This window comes from Novosphingobium aeonii, from assembly GCF_052279045.1.
GTDB lineage: Bacteria > Pseudomonadota > Alphaproteobacteria > Sphingomonadales > Sphingomonadaceae > Novosphingobium.
In genome coordinates, this window is record NZ_CP176833.1 from 1,576,438 (window position 1) to 1,598,724 (window position 22,287).

32 protein-coding genes and 1 pseudogene are annotated in these 22,287 nt (G+C 61.7%); 8 read left to right on the plus strand and 25 right to left on the minus strand.

The window, feature by feature from the left end:
* Nucleotides 1-473: 473 nt before the first annotated feature.
* From ACLIMP_RS22230 to ACLIMP_RS22335, 22 genes and pseudogenes are all read right to left on the minus strand, one after another.
* Nucleotides 474-923, minus strand: coding sequence for a GTA-gp10 family protein (locus ACLIMP_RS22230; protein ID WP_185999950.1), 450 nt, complete (start codon nt 921-923; stop codon nt 474-476).
* The gene (locus tag ACLIMP_RS22235; protein WP_185999951.1) at nt 923-1,375 is read right to left on the minus strand and encodes a hypothetical protein; all 453 of its coding nucleotides are present in this window, start codon (nt 1,373-1,375) and stop codon (nt 923-925) included. The genes ACLIMP_RS22230 and ACLIMP_RS22235 overlap by 1 nt, the downstream gene beginning before the upstream one ends.
* Nucleotides 1,376-1,414: 39 nt before the next feature.
* Nucleotides 1,415-1,660 carry a hypothetical protein gene (locus ACLIMP_RS22240; protein WP_185999952.1) on the minus strand — a complete coding sequence of 82 codons (246 nt, stop codon included), beginning with the start codon at nt 1,658-1,660 and terminating at the stop codon, nt 1,415-1,417.
* A gap of 56 nt (nt 1,661-1,716) precedes the next feature.
* Nucleotides 1,717-2,157: a hydroxyisourate hydrolase gene (uraH, locus tag ACLIMP_RS22245; RefSeq protein ID WP_443478384.1), complete on the minus strand. Its 441-nt coding sequence runs from the start codon at nt 2,155-2,157 to the stop codon at nt 1,717-1,719.
* Nucleotides 2,088-3,256, minus strand: a protein-coding gene (locus ACLIMP_RS22250) for an IS3 family transposase (protein WP_443478072.1) whose coding sequence is annotated in 2 segments (ribosomal slippage) — nt 2,088-2,995 and nt 2,995-3,256 — 1,170 coding nt in all. Because the reading frame shifts where the segments join, the coding sequence is not laid out codon by codon here. The genes uraH and ACLIMP_RS22250 overlap by 70 nt, the downstream gene beginning before the upstream one ends.
* A 212-nt stretch (nt 3,257-3,468) precedes the next feature.
* The gene (gp17, locus tag ACLIMP_RS22255; protein WP_185999954.1) at nt 3,469-3,915 is read right to left on the minus strand and encodes a tail completion protein gp17; all 447 of its coding nucleotides are present in this window, start codon (nt 3,913-3,915) and stop codon (nt 3,469-3,471) included.
* Nucleotides 3,887-4,066 carry a hypothetical protein gene (locus tag ACLIMP_RS22260; protein WP_185999955.1) on the minus strand — a complete coding sequence of 60 codons (180 nt, stop codon included), beginning with the start codon at nt 4,064-4,066 and terminating at the stop codon, nt 3,887-3,889. Before ACLIMP_RS22260 ends, gp17 begins: the two co-directional genes overlap by 29 nt.
* Nucleotides 4,066-4,497 carry an HK97-gp10 family putative phage morphogenesis protein gene (locus ACLIMP_RS22265; RefSeq protein ID WP_443478385.1) on the minus strand — a complete coding sequence of 144 codons (432 nt, stop codon included), beginning with the start codon at nt 4,495-4,497 and terminating at the stop codon, nt 4,066-4,068. Before ACLIMP_RS22265 ends, ACLIMP_RS22260 begins: the two co-directional genes overlap by 1 nt.
* Nucleotides 4,490-4,867 (minus strand): hypothetical protein, encoded by a 378-nt coding sequence (locus ACLIMP_RS22270; RefSeq protein ID WP_185999957.1) that lies wholly within the window; start codon nt 4,865-4,867, stop codon nt 4,490-4,492. Before ACLIMP_RS22270 ends, ACLIMP_RS22265 begins: the two co-directional genes overlap by 8 nt.
* The gene (locus tag ACLIMP_RS22275) at nt 4,867-5,262 is read right to left on the minus strand and encodes a DUF4054 domain-containing protein (protein ID WP_185999958.1); all 396 of its coding nucleotides are present in this window, start codon (nt 5,260-5,262) and stop codon (nt 4,867-4,869) included. The genes ACLIMP_RS22270 and ACLIMP_RS22275 overlap by 1 nt, the downstream gene beginning before the upstream one ends.
* 469 nt (nt 5,263-5,731) lie before the next feature.
* On the minus strand, nt 5,732-5,872 hold the full coding sequence (locus ACLIMP_RS22280) for a hypothetical protein (RefSeq protein ID WP_185999959.1): 141 nt from the start codon (nt 5,870-5,872) through the stop codon (nt 5,732-5,734).
* A gap of 12 nt (nt 5,873-5,884) precedes the next feature.
* Nucleotides 5,885-6,040 (minus strand): hypothetical protein, encoded by a 156-nt coding sequence (locus tag ACLIMP_RS22285; RefSeq protein ID WP_185999960.1) that lies wholly within the window; start codon nt 6,038-6,040, stop codon nt 5,885-5,887.
* 156 nt (nt 6,041-6,196) lie between these two features.
* Nucleotides 6,197-6,979: a major capsid protein gene (locus ACLIMP_RS22290; RefSeq protein WP_443478386.1), complete on the minus strand. Its 783-nt coding sequence runs from the start codon at nt 6,977-6,979 to the stop codon at nt 6,197-6,199.
* The gene (locus ACLIMP_RS22295) at nt 6,936-7,343 is read right to left on the minus strand and encodes a head decoration protein (RefSeq protein WP_221937329.1); all 408 of its coding nucleotides are present in this window, start codon (nt 7,341-7,343) and stop codon (nt 6,936-6,938) included. The genes ACLIMP_RS22290 and ACLIMP_RS22295 overlap by 44 nt, the downstream gene beginning before the upstream one ends.
* Nucleotides 7,344-7,346: 3 nt before the next feature.
* Nucleotides 7,347-8,456 (minus strand): DUF2213 domain-containing protein, encoded by a 1,110-nt coding sequence (locus ACLIMP_RS22300; protein WP_185999961.1) that lies wholly within the window; start codon nt 8,454-8,456, stop codon nt 7,347-7,349.
* Nucleotides 8,457-9,006: 550 nt separating this feature from the next.
* Entirely contained in the window at nt 9,007-9,546 is a 540-nt protein-coding gene (locus tag ACLIMP_RS22305) for a lipocalin family protein (RefSeq protein WP_185999962.1), read from the minus strand.
* Between the two features lie 414 nt (nt 9,547-9,960).
* A complete protein-coding gene (locus ACLIMP_RS22310; protein ID WP_185999963.1) occupies nt 9,961-10,233 on the minus strand; it encodes a hypothetical protein in 273 nt (90 codons plus the stop codon).
* A 284-nt stretch (nt 10,234-10,517) separates the two neighbouring features.
* Entirely contained in the window at nt 10,518-11,714 is a 1,197-nt protein-coding gene (locus ACLIMP_RS22315; RefSeq protein WP_186000177.1) for an anti-CBASS protein Acb1 family protein, read from the minus strand.
* Nucleotides 11,715-11,748: 34 nt separating this feature from the next.
* Nucleotides 11,749-11,874: pseudogene (locus ACLIMP_RS22320) on the minus strand (GapR family DNA-binding domain-containing protein); the annotation flags it as partial.
* A gap of 22 nt (nt 11,875-11,896) precedes the next feature.
* Entirely contained in the window at nt 11,897-12,151 is a 255-nt protein-coding gene (locus tag ACLIMP_RS22325; RefSeq protein WP_443478387.1) for a hypothetical protein, read from the minus strand.
* Nucleotides 12,151-12,597 (minus strand): hypothetical protein, encoded by a 447-nt coding sequence (locus ACLIMP_RS22330; protein ID WP_185999965.1) that lies wholly within the window; start codon nt 12,595-12,597, stop codon nt 12,151-12,153. The genes ACLIMP_RS22325 and ACLIMP_RS22330 overlap by 1 nt, the downstream gene beginning before the upstream one ends.
* Before the next feature lie 293 nt (nt 12,598-12,890).
* Nucleotides 12,891-14,058 (minus strand): IS3 family transposase gene (locus tag ACLIMP_RS22335; RefSeq protein ID WP_443478388.1). Its coding sequence is split into 2 segments (ribosomal slippage): nt 12,891-13,806 and nt 13,805-14,058, totalling 1,170 coding nucleotides; the frame shifts between segments, so codons are not numbered across the junction.
* 108 nt (nt 14,059-14,166) lie between these two features.
* Here ACLIMP_RS22335 and ACLIMP_RS22340 point away from each other — a divergent pair.
* A complete protein-coding gene (locus ACLIMP_RS22340) occupies nt 14,167-14,415 on the plus strand; it encodes a hypothetical protein (protein ID WP_443478389.1) in 249 nt (82 codons plus the stop codon).
* 680 nt (nt 14,416-15,095) lie between these two features.
* On the opposite strand, the gene ACLIMP_RS22345 is transcribed toward ACLIMP_RS22340, so the two are convergent.
* The gene (locus ACLIMP_RS22345; RefSeq protein ID WP_185998973.1) at nt 15,096-15,989 is read right to left on the minus strand and encodes an SDR family oxidoreductase; all 894 of its coding nucleotides are present in this window, start codon (nt 15,987-15,989) and stop codon (nt 15,096-15,098) included.
* 47 nt (nt 15,990-16,036) lie between these two features.
* Nucleotides 16,037-16,603, minus strand: coding sequence for a DUF4142 domain-containing protein (locus ACLIMP_RS22350; protein ID WP_443478390.1), 567 nt, complete (start codon nt 16,601-16,603; stop codon nt 16,037-16,039).
* 142 nt (nt 16,604-16,745) lie between these two features.
* Between ACLIMP_RS22350 and ACLIMP_RS22355 the strand changes: the two genes are divergently transcribed.
* From ACLIMP_RS22355 to ACLIMP_RS22370, 4 genes are all read left to right on the plus strand, one after another.
* Nucleotides 16,746-17,174, plus strand: coding sequence for a DUF3597 family protein (locus tag ACLIMP_RS22355; protein ID WP_185998972.1), 429 nt, complete (start codon nt 16,746-16,748; stop codon nt 17,172-17,174).
* A 220-nt stretch (nt 17,175-17,394) separates the two neighbouring features.
* Nucleotides 17,395-17,571 (plus strand): hypothetical protein, encoded by a 177-nt coding sequence (locus ACLIMP_RS22360; protein WP_185998971.1) that lies wholly within the window; start codon nt 17,395-17,397, stop codon nt 17,569-17,571.
* Between the two features lie 97 nt (nt 17,572-17,668).
* On the plus strand, nt 17,669-19,228 hold the full coding sequence (locus ACLIMP_RS22365; protein ID WP_443478391.1) for an FAD/NAD(P)-binding protein: 1,560 nt from the start codon (nt 17,669-17,671) through the stop codon (nt 19,226-19,228).
* Between the two features lie 107 nt (nt 19,229-19,335).
* A complete protein-coding gene (locus ACLIMP_RS22370) occupies nt 19,336-19,848 on the plus strand; it encodes a DUF1543 domain-containing protein (protein WP_185998969.1) in 513 nt (170 codons plus the stop codon).
* Nucleotides 19,849-19,901: 53 nt separating this feature from the next.
* On the opposite strand, the gene ACLIMP_RS22375 is transcribed toward ACLIMP_RS22370, so the two are convergent.
* Nucleotides 19,902-20,153, minus strand: coding sequence for a hypothetical protein (locus ACLIMP_RS22375; RefSeq protein ID WP_185998968.1), 252 nt, complete (start codon nt 20,151-20,153; stop codon nt 19,902-19,904).
* 245 nt (nt 20,154-20,398) lie between these two features.
* On the opposite strand from ACLIMP_RS22375, the gene ACLIMP_RS22380 reads away from it, so the two are divergent.
* From ACLIMP_RS22380 to ACLIMP_RS22390, 3 genes are all read left to right on the plus strand, one after another.
* On the plus strand, nt 20,399-21,217 hold the full coding sequence (locus tag ACLIMP_RS22380; protein ID WP_185998967.1) for an alpha/beta fold hydrolase: 819 nt from the start codon (nt 20,399-20,401) through the stop codon (nt 21,215-21,217).
* An 89-nt stretch (nt 21,218-21,306) separates the two neighbouring features.
* Entirely contained in the window at nt 21,307-21,600 is a 294-nt protein-coding gene (locus tag ACLIMP_RS22385; protein WP_185998966.1) for a plasmid stabilization protein, read from the plus strand.
* Between the two features lie 40 nt (nt 21,601-21,640).
* On the plus strand, nt 21,641-22,204 hold the full coding sequence (locus ACLIMP_RS22390; RefSeq protein ID WP_185998965.1) for a flavin reductase family protein: 564 nt from the start codon (nt 21,641-21,643) through the stop codon (nt 22,202-22,204).
* The last annotated feature ends 83 nt before the right edge of the window (nt 22,205-22,287 follow it).

Consider the following 22,287-nt stretch of genomic DNA (forward strand, 5'->3'; position numbering starts at 1 on the left):
AGTAAGGCCGCCCTGCATGCTGCAGGACGGCCTTTGGTACCAAGGGACCTATCGGGGGAGGACAGGCCCTTGGGGGAATCGCCGCATCTGTGTGCGTTCAAAGTGATAATCTGCTGGCGATAACAGGTCCCGTTCATTTGGAATACATGGGTTAACGCGTTTTAATGGGGCTTCTCCTTATGAGAAACCCGGGGGGGCGTATTATGACGTTAGTGCCGCAGCCGCTTCGCTGCCTGTTCAACAGGCACGCCGTTGCCAAAGATCAAGTTCAATGGGATGGCACCCACTATCACAGCCATTGCTTGCAATGCAGGCGAGCGGTCCGACGTGAAAAGCGGGGCATTTGGAAAAGAGATTGGCTGAGGCCGAAAAGCTAGGCTGCCTGGTCCGCCCTCGCGAGCATCGCTCTCCCTCGAAATAGCCCGAGAGTGACAGGCGCTCCCAATTGAGATGCATTCCGCCACAGTTGGCTATCAGCTGTCCTTTTCGAAGTGGTTGGGGGCCGGCGGCTTCTCCCCCGCGCCGTCCGCTTTTTTTAGGTCGATGCCGACGATCGCCGCATGAAGGATGGTCCAGGCAATATGGAGACCTTCGATCAGCGGGCGCGCCGGGAAGGTGTATGCATCGACGAGATTGCGCGCTCCGTTGGGCCCGACTTCAATTTCAGCCCCGTCGACGAAGCCGGAGTTTCCGCCGATGAGCCCGATCCGAATCGTTTCGCGGATCTCGGTCACCATTGCGGTGCCGCCGCCCAAATATACGGGATCGTCGCCGGCCGTGTCGAGCCCGGCGCCCATCGCATCGTACATGGCGAACACCGACTTCCCGCCGCATTTCCGCTCCAGCTCGATCACATGAGGCAGGGAAAGCCAGAACGGGTAACGGCCATCAGCAAAATCGAGTTCGACCCGAGTGTCCGGCATTACGGCGCGACGGTCCAGGTCAGCAGGCCTTCGCCTTCAAGGGTAACCTCGGTCGTGCCGCTGTCGCCGTCTTGCGCATAAGCCTGGTTGCGGGTCGTCAGGATCGCGGTGCCGCCATAGGTGCCCATCAGCTCGCCACCGTCGGTGCCGTCGTCCTTGTACAGTTCGACCTCGTGGACCTTGCGCACGCCGAAAGCGTCGGTCCATTCGGTTTCGAGGTCGATGTTGTCATTGCCGGAACCGGTAACCTTCCACGAGGAGCCGGTGACACGCAGCTTTCGGGTGCCGGGGCGGTTAGGTTTGGCGCAGTCGCGGCGATAGCGCTCGCTGGTCTGGGCGGTGCGGTTGATATTCACACCCTCGATGCCGCACAGCAGCGTCATCACCACCGGCGGGCCGTCAGCAGTCTTGATCTTGATGAGGGCGAAGTCGGCGCTATTCGGCTCGGACACGGGCAATCTCCAGCATGGTTTGCCGGAGGGTAGAACGCTTCAGTCTTCGGCCTTACCGCCGTCAATGGCGTGGAACCGAGCGCGGGCGCGGTCGGCGTTCCAATCAGAAAGTTCCGGCGTCGAGGCTTGGACGATAAGGCAGCGCAGCGCATGCGCCGCTTCCTCATCACCCTCGCGGTCGAGGCGGTCGGCCGCTTCCGAAATGTCTTCGGGGTCCACCGCCTCTGTGCGGATCATCTGCGTGAGGAAGGCGCTCAGCATGCGCTCGGCGAGAGGGGCGTCCATCGCCAATCATCATACCAGCAGAAAGGGGTGCCGCAAGGCACCTGCCCATAAAGTCCTTAGTTGCCGCGGTATGTTGAGTACCCAAACGGGCTTACCACCACCGGCACGTGGTAGTGTCCTTGGGCATCGGTAACCCGGAAGACGAGGTCTATCTCAGGGAAGAACGGTTCTGCGCCGACGCTTGGGTATTTGGACATATCAAACTGGAGCTTGTAGACACCCGGGGCGTGATCGGCAGAGGCACCAAAGCTGCGCACTCGACCGTTTTCATCGGTCTGCGCGCGCCCGGCCTCTGACCATTTGCCACCGCCCTCCGACTTGTAGAGTACAACAGGCACCCCGGCGCCCCCGACGCCCCGCGCTAGATCGAGGACATGGGTCGAGATCTCCGAATGACCGGCCCCCACCGAGTGGTCCGGGTTGTTTGTTAGTGTAAGATTGCCTCCGGCGCCATGGCTGGCCGTAGGTGCAGCGTAGCGGAACCGGAGGGCAGCCATGGCGCCGTCGCCGTCTCCGGGGCCGGCGGTCGATACCCCAGCGAACTATGAGGCCTGACGGTGTTGTAGTGCCGCCGCCAGGCCTCGATCAGGATCTTCGCCTCGGCCAAGGTGTAGAAGATCTCCCCGTTCAAGAGCTCATCACGCATCGAGCCGTTGAAGGACTCACAGTAGCCATTTTCCCATGGGCTGCCGGGTGTAATGTAGAGCGTTTTCACGCCGATCTTCGCCAGCCATTGCTGCACGGCATTGGCGATAAATTCAGGGCCATTGTCTGACCGTATGTGCGCCGGCGGCCCCCGTGTGACGAACAACTCGGCGAGAGTCGCCAGCACGTCCTCGCTGCGCAGCCGTCGCGCGATGGGTAAGGCGAGGCACTCGCGGCTGGCCTCGTCGATGATCGACAGGATGCGGAACTTGCGGCCATCATGTGTGCGTCCCTCGACGAAGTCGTAAGACCACACATGGCCCGGATATTCCGGTCGCAGGCGGATACATGATCCGTCGTTGAGCCAGAGCCTTCCACGCTTCGGTTGCTTCTGCGGCACCTTGAGCCCTTCACGGCGCCAGATGCGCTCCACCCGTTTGCGGTTCACATGCCAACCGGCATCGCGCAGCAAGGCCGTCACCCGGCGATAGCCATAGCGGCCATACTGCCGGGCAAGCGCGATGATATCCTCGGTCAGGGCTGCTTCGTCATCCGCCCCACGCGGCGTTTTGCGCTGCGTCGATCGATGTTGCCCGAGCACGCGGCAGACCCGCCGCTCGGACACCGGCATCATGCCCCGGATATGATCGATACAGCGCCTGCGGCGCGCGGGGCTCAGAAGTTTCCCCGCGAGGCCTCCTGTAGGATCAACTTGTCCAGCGTCAGATCTGACACCGCCCGCCGCAACCGAGCGTTTTCCTTCTCAAGCTCTTTCATGCGCCGAGCCTGGTCCATCTTCAGGCCGCCATACTCCTTGCGCCAGCGGTAGTAGCTCTGCTCGGTGACGCCGATCCGGCGACACGCATCCGCCACCGTTCCGCCCTGCGCCAGCACGATCTCCGCTTCACGCAGCTTGCCGATGATCTCTTCCGGCTTGTGCTTCCTCGCCATTCAAGTCCTCCTTCGTGGCCAAATCTAAAACAGATTTTGGGCCACTCAGAAGGGGGCAGATCACGAAGCGTGCGCTATGTTTGGCGACAAAGCGGCGAACGTGAAGGCAGCTGCGTACTTTAGTTTCGTCATGAAGGGGCCTTGGTCATTTGGTTAAGGACAAGAACGAGCATCTAGACGATGTAATGGTTCCTCCTCTTGAGCGGGAGCCGTTAACCTAGGTATGCCTTCGCCACGATGAATGCGATCCTGTGCCAAGCGTCTGCTTCCGCCCCGTCGCGCATCAGGCGGGACGAGCGGACAGTGAAGCGATAGCGCCGAGAGCTGACGGTGACGGCGTGGTTGTGGATTGCCTCTACGACTGCGCTATTCAGCCGCGCGGCGTGGTCTTTTGCCGTCTCGATCATTGCGCCGGCCGGGTTGGCATCGACGAATCGGGGCTTGGCGAAGCTGTGAAGCATGAAGCTGACCTCGGCGCGGGCAGTGCAGCCGCGCCCAGCCGGGATCGACTGCGTTCCGTCTAGGCGGACAAACGGCCATTCCGGCGCTTCGGCGACGGGATCGATCGATGTCTTTGCCACTATGTCCAGCAGCGCGGCATTTGCCTTCAGGCTGATGACGGCGGCGCGCTCAGCCGGTCGCAGCAGGTCGCTTGGCACGCGGTTTTTCCTCCTTCTTCAATGCGCCGGCCTTCCTGGCGGCGGTGACAACGGCATCCGTCACCTCGATCTCGACGTTGGGCGGATAGCGCGCCTCGCGGTTGTTCCCCAGCGGGTGCCGGAACTCACGAGCGAAGGTCACCGTCTGCATTACGAATCTCCTGACTTGCTCTGGCGCACGACCTTATCGACGGCGCGGCGAACGAGCTGTTCGACCTCTTTCCTTTTAGCGTCACGGGCAGGGGCCATGTACGGCCGGGCGGCCATTTTCGATGTGCCGAACTCCAGATCACCCGCGTAGGGCGCGTTGCTGCTGACCTCGACGACAAGCGGGGCCGTCTGGTTTGTCTCGATGTTCCCGGCCAGCGTGCCGGTGTCGTTGTTCGGTGCCCGACCGGGCGCCGAAGGTACGTGCTTCTTGCCGCTGACCGCTCCGGCGGTGATGCTGATTTGCGCCTCGACCTGGATCATTTCACCGGCGGCAAACAGGGCCTTTCCGACCTCGCGGACCATCTTCTCCCCTGATAGCTTCTTGAGGCGGTTTGCGTGGGCCTTGGCGCCTATGAGCCGAGACTTAGGCACGGCGGCCGCGTCCGACCCATCCGGCAGCGGCAGTGTCCCGCTCGATCAGTTCGACCGACCAGATGCCAGCATGAGGGCCTTCAGTGATCTGGATCCGCGCCTCGGTGTTCAAGGTGCCCTCCAGCGTGTCGGTGAGGACGATGAAAGCGGCGTCTGTTTCCACGTAACCCTCGGCCTCGCGCATGCGCTGGGTGGCCGTGTCGATCTGCGCTTGGCAGGCTCGATAGGAGACACCGCCCGGCATGACGATCGAACCGCCGTCACCGTAGACCGGGGCAATCTGCTCGATCACGCGCGCAGGCCAGTATGGCCCACCGATCAGCGACGAGAAGCCAAGGCCGATCTCTGCGAAGGCTGCGGGCAGGTTCATCAGCAGGGCAACCCGGTGAAGCCGACCAAGCGCGGGCCACCGAACAGGCGACGCTGGATCTCGGCGAACTGCTGGCCGTATGGGGTCGCCTGATATCCACCCTTGGCGTGCTGAGCGACGACGCTGTCAGACAGGGTCGCGCTGAAAGTGCCGCTCTTGAAGCTGGTCGCGCCGGTCGCAGCGAGCGTCCCTGTTCCAGGGGCCAGGCCCACGCCGTTGAGCGCGAGCAGGTGGGCGGTCAGTAGCTCGGTCGCATCCTGCTGCTCGTCGCCGTAGTTCTCGCCGACGCGCGCCTCGGCCTTGGTTGCCCAGGCGGCGTAAGGCTCTGCGGTCCGCGTGGAGGACGCCGGGTAGGTTGCTTGGAATTGGGCGAGCGGGAGGCGAGCGTAAGCCATACTGCAAAGTGCCGGGAAGGATCGGGGAAATTACCGCCATCAGCATGGAGCAAGCGCCGGTGGTGCCCAGACACTCACCGGCGCCCCCTTGGTGCGACCCGACGGGGTATGCGTCCAATATAGAACCGATGATAACGATTTTATACGAAAACATTGTAACAGGCGTGTATTTGTGCACACTTCTGGTAGATTGCGATATACCAAAAAAATACCCGGCCTAACAAATAGGCCGGGTAGTTTTTTGAGATTCCGCTTTCGCTCATCCCTTCGGGTCGCCATGTATTGCTGCGCTAAACAGCAGTGGATGACAAGCGGTTTCATCGTCCCATCCTAGAACAATCATTTCCGGTCGATTCTCGGGAACTTTCTGGAGGGGCAATCGTTTAGGCGACCCTCAATCCTGCGTTTCAAGGAAAAGGGCCGCCGCGACAATGCGAGGCGGCCCCATCATTTGACGAAAGCAATAGGATCAGGGCTTAGGCTCGTTCGCCAATTCGATGGCGGCGAGGATGTCGTCCTTCTTGGTCGCCTCGCCCAAGTCGATGCCGTTCGTTTCAGCGAAGACCTTGAGTTCCGGCACCGTCATCTTCGAAATGTCCGGCGCGTCCACATCCTCGTAGCCCTAGTCGTCGAGCAATTTGGCCTTCAGCCCCTCGACTTCGCCGATGGGCTGGGAAACGTGGATCGTGGCTGTATCGCCCGGCTCCACCAGCTTAACCCCATCGGGAGTTTGGAAGGCCTTCGCGCGGAAGTCGTTGTTGGTCACTTTGTACTTCATGCCTCAGGTCCTCGTGCCACGGGCGATGAGATCGGGCCGCTGGTTGAAGTACAGCGGGTAGCTGTAGAGTTCGCCGCGCGACCATGCTGCGCGCTGGAAGTCCGGGATGTTCAGGGCGTAGATGTCCTGACCAGGCGTGTTGACGTAGGGTCCGAACTAGGCGGGGGCCATCGACTTCTTGAACACGTCCTGCGCGCCGACGGGGAAGAAGATAGCATTGTCCACGCCGACAGCGACGGTCGAATTGTCGTCGGTGCCCTGGTAGTTGTGCCAGGTGATGCCGCCGTACTCGAAGTCGCCGAAGCTGTTGTTGCCGCGGAGGTCAGCGGCGGCCGACCAGTTCAGGTAGGTTTCGCGCACCTGCGGGTGGTTGATCAGCGCGTCGTAGAACGCATCGCCGACCAGAGCATGCACCTTCGTCGCCGGGGTGAAGGCGCCCTTCGATGCCCGCTTCATCGAGCGGATAACCTGCGCGCACTTGCCGCGCACGTCGGTCGTGTCGACGTTCAGTGCGAAGCTGATTGCAGCAGGCTGGGCCACACCGAAGGCCGTGTAATAGTTATAGATGCCGGTGGTGCCGTCAGCGTCAAGCAGCAGGCCTTGCAGCGCGCCGAAGCGGTGGAACTCATGGGTCAGTTCCATATCGGACATCCGGCGCAGGTACTCGCCCTGAACCGACTGAAGTTCCGTCTGCGATCCGAAGGCGCGGATGCCCTGAGCCTCTTCCGCGTAGATCGTGAACCCCTTGGCGAGGCGCGTGGTCTTGAGCGGCACGGCATCGCGATTGTCGCGTACCAGTTCGGCGGGCGGCGCGCCGACCGGCGACGAGGGGATGAGTGCGAGCGTCGCGCCCCGGCGATCAACCCAGATGTCGCGGGTGTTGACAGGCATTGCGTCAAACAGGCCAAGCTGCCCGAGAAGCTGCGGGTTGAAGTCCATCTTGTCGAATGATGCCGAGCGCGTCGAGGGCCGCGTTGGCGATTGCGATGGCTGCGGCGTCAGCGCCCGCTGAATAGGTGAGGTGAGCCCCCACCACCTGCGCATCGCGCGAGACGATGGTGCGCTTGGCCGTGCCGACGACGCCCTCGAAAAGGATGCCCGCCACAGTCTGCGAGCCATCCGATGCACCGGGTGCATGGCGGACGAAATTCCCGCCGGCGGTCAGCTTGCCGAGCAGCGTGCCAGCGAAGAGGCCGGGGGCTGCGCCGCCCGCGACCGTAACCTGGTCGCGCGAGCGATACATGCCCTGCGCCTCCGAAATCAGGAATCCAGCGGTGTGGATGCCCTCGGTGAGAGTTGCCATGGCTTAGGCTTCCTTCTTGATGGCCACACCGGCCGACTGGAATACGTTGTCGTTCCACGCCGCTGCGCCGTCCGACATGTTGATGGGCGAGCCCAGCGACTGAACACCGTTGTCCTCGACCTTCGCGTCCTTCGTCAGGACCGCGAACGAGGCGGCGATCTGGTCGGCGGTCCAGCCCTTGGCGGCATCGCCCATCTGCTTCGAGACGGTGGACGACATGATCGCGGCTTCATCCATATCGTCGGAGACGGTGACGCCCAGGGCCTTGGCCTTGCCAGCGGTGATGAGCAGCGCCTTGCCCGCGTCGCGCAGCTGGGCGGGGGTCGGCTTCGCGTCCTTCACCTCCTGCTCAAGCGTGGTGATCTTCGCGTCCTTGGTCTGGCCCTCGGCGGTGAGGGTGGCGACCTGGGTTTCGAGACTCGCGACCTTGCCGTTGGCAGTGTCACGGGCGGTCATGAGGGTGGTGATGGTCGTAGCGGCGATGTCCGCGTTCGACACGTCGACGGAAAGCCCGTCGATGAGAACGATCTTCGGCACAGGGCTCTCCTGAGTGAGTGAATCGGGAAGGTTGGTGGGAAGGGTGTCGCAGATGGCGAACACGTCCTTGATGGCGCATTCGGAACCGGCGCGGCCGCGATCGACGAGCGCAACGTGATTGCCGGTAATGGACTTCTGCCGGGCTTGGCACTTAGTGCCGTCCGCTGCAGTGAAGTCGCCGAATTCGAGGTCGCTGCTGTAGCCGTTGCTCAGCTCGCGCTTGCCGCTCTCGACCTTGGCAATGGCCTCGGCGTCTGTCAGCAGCAGGTCGAAAGCGAGGTAATCGCCGTCGCGGATCGCGCCCATGATCGTGCCGCGCGCGTGATCGCGCCAGTTCTCGGTCGTGACGGGGGCGGCGGGGTGATCGTCGGTGACCGGCTTGCCGATGAAGCTGCGGACGGACTTCTCGTCGAAGACGGTGCCGTCGTTGCGGAGCACGTTGACTAGCGCGGTGTCGCGCAGGCCGTGCTTGTTGTCCGGATCTACCTCGGAGCGGCCGTACTGATACACGCCAGTGCGCGCCGCGCGTGCGCGAACGCGCCATGGCGCCGCCTTCGATCCGGCGGGGTGCGTCAAGGGTGAGGCTGTCCTGAAATTGCATAGCCGGGACGGTAGGATGAGCCTTAGGTCGACTTTACCGCGCTCGAAGTGTGCCAGTATGAAGCTGTGACGATCTGGAACGCGACTCCACAAGTGTTATTATTCAGAATGAAAACGTATCGGAGGATTTATTATGGCACATCTATTTCGGTGGGACGGTACTTATGATTGATACACCAGCGGCGTGAACATATTCGACGAGCAAGGGAATTACCGCGGCTACCTCGAAGGCAATGATGCCTGGGGAAGCGACGGACATTATCTCGGGCAATTGGTCAATGACGCTTACATCCAGCGCCAGACCTCGGCCATGCCACGTCTCCCCCGCCTCCCCCGAATTCCGCCTATTCCGCCACTGCCGCCCCTACAGCCCCTGCCAAAGTTGCCGCAGATGCCGCGGATTCGTTATCAAGACGCTTGGTGAGCTAATCGAACTTCACGACAGCCTGCGACCGGCACGCGCAGCAGGGCAGCCGCCCCGGCAGATTCTGCGGTGCCCTCGCATCGGCGCGTGCCTGGTCGCGACTTACTGCTGCGTCCGACGGACCAGCGACCAGTCGTATCCCAGTGCCTTCACCCGCGACTCTAGGCTCGAAAGCAGTTCAGCACTGGGGCGGGCGTCACGAGTGAGCACCCAGAGGTACCGGCCCGATGGTTCTCCGACGATCGACCATTCGTAATCATCGCCATGATCCAGGACCCAGTAATTGCCGAAGAATGGTCCGAAGAACGACACCTTCAGCTTTGCGTTTGTCGCAGCGTCCACGATCTTGGCCTTACCTATGGATTCCTTCCATTTCCCCTTGCGAAGGCCGCGGTTGACGACCTTCAAAGTGCCGTCGTCATTGAGCGAGTAATTCGCATTGACGCCTTCCATATCCTTCTGGAACGAGGCTTCGTAGCGGTACTGCTCGTACCAGCGGCCTATGTAGCGGCTCACATCAACCGGCTTGGCTGGTGGGGGAACTGCATTGTTCCCTACTGGTCCCGGCCGAGGGATGACAGCGCAGGCCCCGAGCAAGAGTGTGGTCCCTGCTACCGCGATGGCGATCGTTGTCTTTCGCATGAAAGCTCCTGTGTTCTCACGCCTGATAAGCGACAGGAGCGGAATCGGTTTCAATAATCGCAAGACGGACACCATTGTCTAAGCGAACTTGATGACCGCCTGGGATCTGCAGCCGCAATAAGGAAGCCTTCCCGGCAAATCCTGCGGCGCTGTGTCATCGGTGTATTCCTTCCCATCCCGCGCCTGGTGATCCGCGCGCGGGTGGGCCTTTCGACTACGCCGCCAGATCCACGTATCAATGCCCGCTTCCCGGCGGCGCTCGTCGGCCATCGATGACGTGAGCTTGTTCAGCTAGTCCGAGGCAATGCGAATCGACCGGCCCCGGCCAAGCGCCGTGGCCTCGCTGATCGACTTGGCCACATCGCGCGCGGGCGTCCGGCTCAGCGGGCCATCGAACACGGCGCTGCTGATGCGCTAGCGTGTCTGGTCGGACACATTGCGCACCAGGTCCGTGTTCCACCCGATCGTGGTTTCGAGCGTGGCGCGCATGTCGCCAGCACCGATAATCGTCTCAAGATCGACGCCGGTGGCCGACAGGACCGCGCCGCGCCATTTGCCACGTTGCCAGCGCTCCACCTTCAGTGCCCAGCCGCGCAGTTCCGGCGTCAGCAGCAGGAGCAGCCGGTTCACCTGCTCTGCAGCGCCATCGATCTCGGCCTTCACGTCTGCCGGGGCGTCAGTGGTCATCTCCGCGACGGTGCGCGCGTAAGCATCGCGATGCGATCTGCACTGGCTGTCCACGCATCCGCCACAGGTTTATACACAGACCTATGCAAGTTCGTCGCCAGCACGGCCGGGGGCGCAATATCTCGCAGGACGATGCTCTTGCGGCGGATGCCGGGGTTTGCACGGCGAATGATGGTGGCGAGGTCGTATTTCATTGAACCGGCGCACCTCCTGGGCTATACTGAGGACAGGATCGCTCCACGTTCAGGCGCAGTGGCTGGGGCTTTGCATCAGGCGGGGCGGTCCTAGACATTTTCCCACATCGTAACCAACGCCAGCTTCCCGGATCGTTCGCCTACGCGCTCGATCAGCGTGTAATCGCGGCTACCAATCGAGAAGTCCGAGCGGATGCGCAGGCCGGCGCCGTGGCCTCGCTGGCCCTGTGAACGGATTAAGTGCGCGTTTGCGGCGTGCGTCGCGTAGCTCTTCAGCACCGACTTGCTTGGCGGAGTGCGGCCGCCCTTCGAGAACTTGGAAGCGTGGTTCAGGCCGTCGGGACTGGCCTCTCGCAGCAAATGGCCCACTTCCATCCCAGTCTGCTGCTTGATGAGGGCTGCATTGAGGATCGGGACAGTAGGAAGCGCAGAGGTGAAACCGCCGATGTTTTTGGGGGCGAACTGCCCACCCCGGCGAGATCCCGCCGGATATCGGTTCGAATTTGAGTCTTCAAAAGGGCGCCCGCCGGTCGGCACACCCCCATCTGCGGTAGCACGGCGGGAGGGCGCGGAACCCCCGCCGCCGGCTAGATTGGGATCACCTCCTTCGGCCTGAATGGCAGACGGGTCAGTCCCGTCGTCGTCCGGGGTCAACCCGAACCTCTCGTTTTCGGGGATCTCGGCGAGCGCCTGATCGAGACCGGGGATATATTCTCGCTCGGTCATCAAGTTCTGGAGGCCCTTCGCGAATGCCTCGTCGGGAATCGCGCCGGTGGCCTGTAGCTTGGTCACCGCGTCCATGGTGACGTTGAAGGTGTCCGCCTCTTCCTTCTCGGTCGGGACCGAGAGCGGGGCGAACTTCCATGTCACCTTGGCCGGATCTGCGCCTGCCGAGCGCATCAGGAACGGGTCCAGCTGCTCAAGACAAGGCCGGGCCTCCAGCTTTTGACCAGAGACGACCGCCTTGTTCCAGTTGTCCATGTCGTGCTGGCCGGTGGCGTTCATGCCAGCGGGGGAGCGGCCTAGAAGGCGCGTGAAGGGGATGTCGGACACGGCGGAGACGCGCTGGTCGAAGGCATCCATCATCGCCGGGATGCCTGTCCAGGTTACCTGATAGTCGGTGATCGTCTCGCCCGCGTCGTCCTGGCCTCCCGAACAGCGATAGACCGTGGCGTTGAGGCTGCTCTCGCCCAGCGCAATGACCTCGATGCGCTTGTTCAGTTGCTCCGGGTCTCGGCTGTCGAGGTCGGGGATACCGATGCGCAGGAGCTTGGCCTTGCGGACCAGGGCGGCGAACCACGCCTGCGTCTCGTCGGAACGGGTATCCGACGGCCTTGCCCTCGGCGTAAACGTCCTTCACGTCATCGCCGACGCCCTTCTTTTCTTCCTCAAGGCGCTCGATCCGCTCAATCAGGAGGCGGAGGCGATCATCGGTGGTTTCGGCCATGGTAGATGGTCCTTTCAAAGCATCAGGGGTTCGTCGCGGGCGCGATCAGCAATCCAGGCAGACCGGCCGGCGGCGGCGGAATCGAGAGAGAGAGAGAGAGAGAGAGAGAGAGAGAGAGAGAGAGAGAGAGAGAGAGAGAGAGAGAGAGAGAGAGAGAGAGTTGTGCGGCGGCCAGCTCAGCCTGTTCGGCGGCGATCTTCGCCTTCGCGCGGCGGATGCGTTTTTCAGCTAAGCGCACGAGGGTTTCGTGATCGTCGAGGCTGGCAGGGCCGGACATCAAGCCGCCGGGCGCAGCTTCGCCAGCTGAGCCTCGATCGCGTCGCGGGCGAGTTCAAGGGTGCTGCGGTTGGCGCGCACTTCCTCGTGGTCGACAACGCCGTCTTCCAGGGCAACCGACAGCGCGAGAGCGGCTTTCAGGATGGCGGACTGGCCAGCGTAATCGCAGTGGGCGCCCGAGCGGCTGCCCTCGACGAGATCGCGGATCGGACCGATGGAGCGGCCATTCCACTCCCGCCATGCAGCGAGCAGCGAAAAACCCGACATGTCGGAGAAGTCGCCGTTGCAGTAGGCCTCGGCTCGGTCACCGCTCTTGCCGATAACCCGGCCCATGTCGGCATAGGTCAGGCCGTCCTCTTCCTTGATGGAAGCAAGAGTCTCGGAAATCTTGTCCCGAACAGACGACGCGGAAAAGACAGGGCGGGTGGGGGTGGATGTGCGGTTCACGGTCAGATTACCTCACGCTCATGAGCGAAGTGGTTCAAATCGATGGGAAGACCCGCCCGGCCTTGGAGGGGGGTGTGGGCTTCAGACCGGGCGGGCAGGATAGTCGCCGGGCGGGCGACGGTTGGGACGGGTACGAGCACAGCAAACACCAAATCGGTACGTCGGGCACGCCGCTTTGACGCATCGGCTGCTCGACACGGACCCGGAGTGGTTCTGGGAGCCGGTTGCGTTCGGGCAGGATGGCCTCCCGGCGCTGGACTGACCGGCCCCCACCGAGTGGTCCGGGTTGTTTGTTAGTGTAAGATTGCCTCCGGCGCCATGGCTGGCCGTAGGTGCAGCGTAGCGGAACCGGAGGGCAGCCATGGCGCCGTCGCCGTCTCCGGGGCCGGCGGTCGATACCCCAGCGAACTATGAGGCCTGACGGTGTTGTAGTGCCGCCGCCAGGCCTCGATCAGGATCTTCGCCTCGGCCAAGGTGTAGAAGATCTCCCCGTTCAAGAGCTCATCACGCATCGAGCCGTTGAAGGACTCACAGTAGCCATTTTCCCATGGGCTGCCGGGTGTAATGTAGAGCGTTTTCACGCCGATCTTCGCCAGCCATTGCTGCACGGCATTGGCGATAAATTCAGGGCCATTGTCTGACCGTATGTGCGCCGGCGGCCCCCGTGTGACGAACAACTCGGCGAGAGTCGCCAGCACGTCCTCGCTGCGCAGCCGTCGCGCGATGGGTAAGGCGAGGCACTCGCGGCTGGCCTCGTCGATGATCGACAGGATGCGGAACTTGCGGCCATCATGTGTGCGTCCCTCGACGAAGTCGTAAGACCACACATGGCCCGGATATTCCGGTCGCAGGCGGATACATGATCCGTCGTTGAGCCAGAGCCTTCCACGCTTCGGTTGCTTCTGCGGCACCTTGAGCCCTTCACGGCGCCAGATGCGCTCCACCCGTTTGCGGTTCACATGCCAACCGGCATCGCGCAGCAAGGCCGTCACCCGGCGATAGCCATAGCGGCCATACTGCCGGGCAAGCGCGATGATATCCTCGGTCAGGGCTGCTTCGTCATCCGCCCCACGCGGCGTTTTGCGCTGCGTCGATCGATGTTGACCGAGCACGCGGCAGACCCGCCGCTCGGACACCGGCATCATGCCCCGGATATGATCGATACAGCGCCTGCGGCGCGCGGGGCTCAGAAGTTTCCCCGCGAGGCCTCCGTAGGATCAACTTGTCCAGCGTCAGATCTGACACCGCCCGCCGCAACCGGGCGTTTTCCTTCTCAAGCTCTTTCATGCGCCGAGCCTGGTCCATCTTCAGGCCGCCATACTCCTTGCGCCAGCGGTAGTAGCTCTGCTCGGTGACGCCGATCCGGCGACACGCATCCGCCACCGTTCCGCCCTGCGCCAGCACGATCTCCGCTTCACGCAGCTTGCCGATGATCTCTTCCGGCTTGTGCTTCCTCGCCATTCAAGTCCTCCTTCGTGGCCAAATCTAAAACAGATTTTGGGCCACTCAGAAGGGGGCAGATCACCGGTCAACCGTCCGTTCTTCTTCGAACATTACGGTGCCCGGGGGGTGATCGACGGCCGCTGGAAGCTCGTCTCGCTGGCCCCGGGAGGGCAGCGGGCCGACCTTGCCTGGGCGCTCTACGATCTCCAGAATGACCGGACCGAGACCCAGGACGTTCGACAGCTCTACCCTGAGGTAGTCGCACGGCTGGACAAACTGTGGCTCGACTGGGCACGAGATGTCGGCGTTCCATTGCGCGGCGGTGTAATCGGCACGCCCGCGGAGACCGACTCTCAGTCGCATTTCAGCGACTGATTGGCGACTTGGCGCTCAACCACAGCCAACGGCAGCGACGGTCCGACAGTTCCTCGGCCACATTTTATGGCGAGAGAAACTTTAACTCCAGGCGGACCTCTCAGGCAAGGAGCTAGCAACGCCGACAGAGCGGACATTCGACTCCTCCCACGAGCATGTCAGAAGCGGTCATTCGTTCACCGAAAGATCAGCCACGATGAACGGCCGGCAATGGGACATTTTGCTCGGTCCGGTTCCGAGCACGTAGCCCAAGAAAGCTGACGCTCCTGGCATAGAGATTGCCATCTGTGCTTTGACAGCTACGCGCCCATTGCCGCCGTTCAGTCCACTCGATTATCGATCTAAGACCGGACATTCTAGGCGATCTCTCCACGGTAGCGAAAAACTCGCCGCCTGGAAGGTTGATGCATCCACATTCCTTTCGCGCCGTCAATGTGCCCTCATCAAGCCCTTGTGATCCGATTTGAGGCGCAAGTTCTTTTTCAATGAGGCGTGCGGGCGCGGTCGAATAGGAGTTGTAGCGGCCGCATGTTCTCCATTAAACGCCAAAGGTTATAACCACTATCACGCATACTGGGTGCGCAAGTGTCCTTAGCTGAGGCGCATCTTTAACGCGATGCGCTTCCCATCACCGATAGTGTCTAAAACTTGTAAACTAAAGCGGCATGGCGATTGCAGTGTCAGGCGATACCGGCGCCACCGGTCACGCCATAGACTTCACCCGTAATGTAGCTACCCTCCTGTGAGGCGAGCAAGACGTAGATTGGCGCGATCTCAACGGGCTGACCGGGCCGACCGAACCGACTATGTTCACCGAAATTGGCGACTTTTTCCTGCGGCTGCCCGCCGCTGGCCTGAAGCACCGTCCAAAATGGCCCCGGTGCCACCGCATTGGCACGGATGCCCTTTGCCATCAGCTGCTTGGCAAGCGCCTTCGTATAGGCGGCGATCCCCGCTTTCGTTGTCGCATAATCGAGCAGGATGTCCGATGGTTCGTAAGCCTGGACCGATGCCGTGGTGATGACCGACGCGCCCACGGGAAGGTGCGGCACCGCAGCCTGCGTGATCCAGTGCAGGGCATAAAGGTTGGTCTTAAGCGTTTTGTCGAAGTCCTCGGACGTAAGTTCGCTGACATTCTCGCGAAACTGCTGACGCCCGGCGTTGATGACGAGGATGTCGAGGCCGCCAAGGCCCCTTACCGCATCCTCGACGAGCTGCCGGCTCCACGCCTCATCGCTCACATCGCCGGGGAGGGCCACGGCCTTGCGCCCTTCCGCCTCGATCAGCGCGATCACTTCGCGCGCGTCTTCCTCCTCGCTCGGCAGATAGGCAATGGCCACGTCTGCACCCTCTCGAGCATAGGCGATAGCAGCGGCGCGCCCGATACCGGAATCGCCGCCGGTGACGAGTGCCTTGCGGCCGGTGAGCTTGGCTGCGCCGACGTAGCTCTCCTCACCGTGGTCGGGCCGTGGCTCCAGTTTTCCCGCGATGCCTGGCCGCGGCTGCGGCTGTTCGGGGAACGGTGGCTTGGGGTACTGGGTGCGGGGGTCCTGCATCGTAAGCCGGTCGGCCATGCTTGCTCCTGTGGGTCGCTGAAAATATCGGGAAGGGTCGAGTGGCTTCAAAGGCCCTTTGCCATGTTGAGATGTGCGGTGACTGTCGGCACCACGTCCTTCGCAAACGTCTTGAGCGATGCCTGATCGCCGCCTGCTGCGTAGCCATTGAGGGCATCCAGCGTGGCCTGATGTGCGCTGACTTGCGCCTTGGCATAAGCCTTGTCGAAGGCGGCACCCGTCATTGCCTCAAGATCGGCAAGCTGGGTCCTCTGCGCTGCGGTCAGGCTAGGGGCGGGCGTAATTGGCGGCGTGGCCGCCTCGGCTGCTTCTGTCAGCTTCCTGGTGGAATCGGTGTGGGCCTTGATCATCTGCTCGGCAAAGGCCTTCACTTTGCCGGATTGGGCGTTCTCTGCGGCCAGCTTTGATGTTTCGATCTCGAACATGTCGCTTGCGGCGGCGAGGTTGGCGAAAGCCTGCGCCGGGCTCTGTGCCGGTGCTGCCGCCGTGTCGCCCATAGCGTCTGTGGCGGGAGCGCTGGTCATATCGGCGGCGGGTTGCGGCTCCTTCTTGCTGCAGGCGGTGAGACTGACGACGGCGAGGGATGTTGCCAAGAGCGCGCTATGCTTGATCACGATATGGGCTCCGCGTTGAATGGTGGGGAATGAAAGCTGAACGATTGGCGGGGCGAAGCCGTTCCGCTCAACCATCGACGCGCTGACGCGTTTGAGGGGCTCACCATCGCTTAGTAGCGCCACCATCGACGAGGAGAGAGGCATGAGCATCTTCGGCAAAATCGTAAATAAGATTTTCCACCGCGGGCCCGAAAAGGAAGCCGATCCAGCAGCCAAGGGCAGCAGCCCCAAGACAGTGCCGACGCCTGCTCCGGCGGCACCCACATCTCCGGCAACCGCACCTGCGCCTCCTGTCGTCGCAGCACAACCTGCGGTGGATGTCGGCGCGGTGCTTGAAGCCATGGCTGGGATGAAGCCCGATCACGGCGGCAATTATCGCACGTCCATCGTGGATCTCCTCAAGCTGCTCGACCTCGATTCAAGTCTAGCTGCGCGCAAGGAGCTGGGGGAGGAACTGGGCGTGCACGCCGGTGCGAACGGCACCGCAGAGCAGAACATCGCTTTGCACCGTGCGGTCATGGACAAGCTCGCAAAAAACGGGGGCATTGTGTCTGATAGTCTTCGCGCTTGACGGCGCCCCATGGGCGGCGGCACCTTCGATGCGTCGCCGCCCGGCGATCCGCTCACAGGTGTTGCGCACGCCGACCTTTTGGATGGCCGAGATCATCTGAACTACAAGAAGCTATTCGGACGTGCGATGAACTGCGCCGGTGACTGGAACTCTTTCGGGCAGTCGCGCACTTCCATCCCTGCAAGGATTTGCAAAACGCAGACCAACGCAGGAGATGATCATGAGCATCGAAGGTAAGGCGAAGGAAGCCGCCGGCTACGTCAAGGAAGAGCTCAACGAGCACGGCAAGTCCCCGGAAAGCCAGAAGAAGGCGCAGGAAGGCCGCGATCTGCGTAACGAAGGCCGGATCGAAGATGGCAAGCCGCCCAAGACCTCCGAGCCCGGTACCGGGCAGTGACCAAGGAGCCCCCGCTTCGGCGGGGGTTTTCATTCCAAAGCCATCATCGCGGTGAACATCGGCGCTTGCCTGTTCCATTCGCATATCCGGGGGTTGCATGACCTGTTCCGTGGCTATCGTGGGCGCCGGCCCAACCGCCATCTACACCTTGAATGCATTGCTCGCGCTGCAGCCGGCACCCTTCGAGCTCACCATTTTCGAAAAGCAGCCCTTCATCGGCAAGGGCACCCCCTATCGCCCCGGCTGGAACGATCCGGCGATGCTTTCCAATATAGCCAGCATTGAGATACCGCCGCTCGCGACAAGCCTGGTTGCATGGCTGCACGCGCAGAGCTCAGAGCGGCTTGCGGAGATGCACATCGACCAGGCCGCCATTGACGATCGGACCTTCTATCCGCGCGTGGTTTTGGGTGAATTTTTCGCCGAACAGATGGAAATGCTGCTGGAGCAGGCAGCCTCCGAGAGCATTATCGTGACCGTGCGTACCCGATGCGAAGTGCTCGATGCCGCCAGCGAGCCTGATGGAATGACCTTGCGCGTCCAACCCCATCGCGGCGAATGTTTCGAAGCCATCTTCGATCACGTCATTCTTGCCACCGGGCATCAATGGCCGGAGCAACCTGAGGTCAGCCCGGGGTATTTCGCCAGTCCCTGGCCGGCGAGCGAGATCGAGAAGATCCCGGCGACCCATGTCGGCATTCGAGGCTCGTCGCTCACCGCCATCGACGCTGCCGTCGCTCTGGCCCTCGCTCATGGTGATTTTGTGGAAGCCGAAGACGGTGGCATCACTTATGTCCCTGCGCCAGGCACCGATGATTTCAAGATGACTATGCTGTCTCGCAAAGGGCTGCTGCCAGAGGCCGACTTCTATTTCCCGATTCCGTATGAGCCCCTTTCGATCTGCACTGCGGAAGCGATCGACAAGCTCATTGCCTCTGACCACCCCCAGCTTTTGGACCGCACGTTCGAACTGTTCAAACGTGAGCTCTCCGCTGCGGATGCCCGATATGCCGAAGAGACGGGCCTCGCCTCGCTCGACCTTGAGGATTTCTGCGAGGGTTACTTCAGCCGGCGCCTCGCCACCGACCCTTTCGAATGGGCTCGGCGCAATCTTGCAGAAGCGCAGCGCAACTACGAACAACAGCATGTGGTAGCCTGGCGCTATGCGATCCTGCGCATGCATGAGGTGATCGAAGGCATCGTCCCCTATCTCAGCGACGCCGATTTCCTGCGATTTTCTCGGTACCTCAAGACCGTCTTCATCGATGACTATGCCACCGTGCCGCATGAATCGATTCTGCGCATGCTCGCGCTCCATGACACCGGAAAGCTGGAAGTGATCGCTGTCGGAGAGGATTACCAGATTGATCCGCACGGCGTCTCGAGCGGAGCGTTACTGACGCATGGCTCGACAAAATTCCATTTTCCCGTCTTCATCGAAGCGACCGGCCAGCGCGCGCTTTCGGCCAAGGACTTTCCTTTCCCCTCGCTTCGCGAGCAGGGGATCGTCCATGACGTGCAAGCCTCGACCGATGGCGGACCTGGACGCGGTGTTGCCATCGACGACCGCTTTCATCCCATCTCCTCGCAGATCCCGGCAGACCAGCTTTTCTGCGTGAGCCTTCCCTTCATCATGGGGAGGCACCCGTTCGTGTAGGGCATCACAAGCTCGCATGAGATAGGTCAGATCGTGGCTTCAGAGCTGGCTGCCGCAATTAGCGGGGGTTGCGACACTGACGAAACAACACAGGAATTGAACGAGCAATGAAGCTTTTCGCCGTCTACATCGGCGGGGAACACCCCGGCGCGAACATCGAGGTACACGACGTGCGCTTCGTAATCGCCGACAGCATCGAAGGAACCTTCCCGATCTTGCGAGAGCAATGGTGGGGCGTGCCCAGAAGCCTCCATGTCGATTGCTGGTCCGAGGTCACTGCGGCGGATGGCTTTGCGATCTCCTTGAAGCCCGAGCCCTTTGAAGGGGAGGAAAAGCTCTACTTCGTCAACTTGGGCGGCTACCAACCGGAAGAATTCGCCGAGCGACACCGCAACGTTTTTGTAGTCGCGCAAAGCGAATCAAAGGCGAAATATCGCGCGTTGAAGATGGTGAAGGACTGGATCGAGCCACACAAGGACGATCTCTATGAGGCCGAACATGCCTATTGTCTGAGCGAGCGTTCCGTCGGCCAGCGTCTGTTCGTGCACCTCACGCCGATCGATCGACATGAGCAACCAAGCTTCACCTGTCGCTACATACCGATTAGAAAGGCGAGCTGAGGGAGCCTCCCTCTATGCATTGAAATGTGCCGTAGGCGCCTCACCCGTCGCGGCTACTCATCTTCCTCCGAAAAACTCGGATCTCGCTGGGTTCCCGATTGTACCCCCGCTTCCCGCAGTGCACGGTCGTCCGCTCGACCTTTGTGCGCCTCGGCGGGGTTTTCCCCCATTCCTCCGCTTGCCTCTAGATCCGGGCCGGGATCACGGCGCTCGGCCTCCAGTGAGCGAATGCCTTCGGCCGTATCGTCTGAGGCTTCGCGAGGAGCAGCCTGCTCCTTGCCCGGTTCGTGCTGCTTGCTTTCCATGGCTGTCTCCAGATTTCTTGATCCTGAAAAGCCCGACAGGCGTGCTGCGTTTCCGGGGCCTGAGAGATTGGTGCTGGTTCGTGCCTTCCTCGCGATAATGCGCCGCGAAACCACCTGATGGTTCTGGCCAAACGATGGATTGGCATCCCTTGAGCGTCTGCGGCTGGGAAAGCGACGAGCGGAGTGAACTATCACAGGCCGTCAGGGTTAGGTCAGCAGGCGATCTACGCCAAGGAGCGTTCTGAATGGCTTTCATTGAAGCAAAAGACGGCACCAACCTTCACGTAAAGGACGTGGGTCAAGGCAAGCCCGTGGTACTCATTCATGGCTGGCCTTTGACCGGTGACATGTTCGAGTACCAGACCTTGGCCCTTCTCGAGGCAGGGTACCGGGTCATCACCTACGACCGGCGCGGATTTGGGCAGTCCGGGCACGGCGCTTCCGGCTACGACTACAACACCTTCGCGGACGATCTTGCAGCGGTTCTGGACGAACTCGCCCTGGACAATGCCACCCTGGTAGGCTTCTCGATGGGTGGTGGCGAGATCGCGCGGTACCTGTCACGTCATGGCACCGCCCGGATCGCGAAGGTAGTCCTAGTGAGCAGTGTGGTGCCCTATCTGCTCAAGGGCAGCGACAATCCTGATGGCGTCGACGAGAGCGTCTTCGACACCATGAAGGCGCAAATCCGGGAAGACCGGTTCGCCTTTCTCCAGGACTTTGCAAAACAGTTCTACGGTGTCGGTTTCATTTCGAGCCCTGTCAGCCAGGGTATCCTCGACTGGAGCTTCCTGCTGGGCGCGATGGCGAGCCCGAAGGCTACCATCGATTGCATCGACGCATTCGGAAAGACCGATTTTCGCCCTGACCTTGCCTCCTTCACCGTCCCCACGCTCATCATCCATGGCACCGCTGACAAGACGGTCCCTATCGACCCTTCCGGACAGGCTGCTGCGGCGGCCATTCCGAGCGCAGAATTCATCGAATACGATGGTGAGCCCCACGGCCTGTTCGCGACGGCGCCTACACGGCTGAACGACGATCTCATCAGGTTCATCGGCTGAAGGCTCAGGCCGGGTCTCGACTGCGGGACCCGGCCCAGCGCAAGGCTCTCTGCAATCGCGATCCCCGGGCCGGATAAGGGAGAATGAGGATGCCTAGAGGCGATAAGAGCAGCTACACTGACAAACAGAAGCGCAAAGCCGAGCATATCGAGGAGAGCTACGAGAAGCGTGGCGCTTCCAAGAAGGAAGCCGAAAGCCGGGCCTGGGCGACCGTCAACAAGGAAAGCGGCGGCGGCAAGAAGTCCGGCTCGGGCCGAGGCAAGCCCGAAAACCACACCGCATCCTCTCGGGGCGGCAAAGCGCATAAGTCGGGATCGGCAGAGCAGCGATCGGCCGCTGCCCGCAAGGGGTGGGAGACGCGTCGCCGAAACGGCAACGCATGACCGGCCTCTTGGAAGGCTGCCATCTAGCCCGAAGCACCTGATGGCTGAAAAGCTTGACCTACCCGTGCATCGGGCGCGCGCATTTCTCGAACCCGGTCCGATCCTGCTTGTGACCTCATGCCATGACGGCGAGCGCAATGTAATGACCATGGGTTGGCACATGGTGCTGGAGTTCACGCCCTCCCTTGTCGGTTGCATGATCTCCGCCGGTAATTACAGTTTCGAGCTGATCCGGCGCAGCCGGGAATGTGTGCTGAATCTGCCGACACTCGACATGCTCGATACCGTCGTGGCGATCGGCAATAATTCCGGCCGGGACAGAGACAAGTTCGCGGATTTTGGACTTGATACAAAAGCCGCCGACAAGGTTGGCTCCCCGTTGCTCACCGCATGTTACGCGAACTTTGAGTGTCGATTAGCGGACGACCGGATGGTCGAGGACTATAATCTTTTCCTGTTCGAAATTGTGAAGGCGTACGTAGCGCCTCGGCCCAAACACCCCAGAACGCTCCACTACACGGGGGACGGGGTATTCGTTGTCGCGGGCGAGACAGTGAGCCGGCGCAGCGACTTTCGTCCGGCGCTGCTCGGCAATGGCCGTTAGCGACCGCTCCGCTGGCTTCATCAATAGTCTGCCGGCTAACGGCGAAATGGCATATCGGCAAATCCTCGCGCGAACCGTTTGGC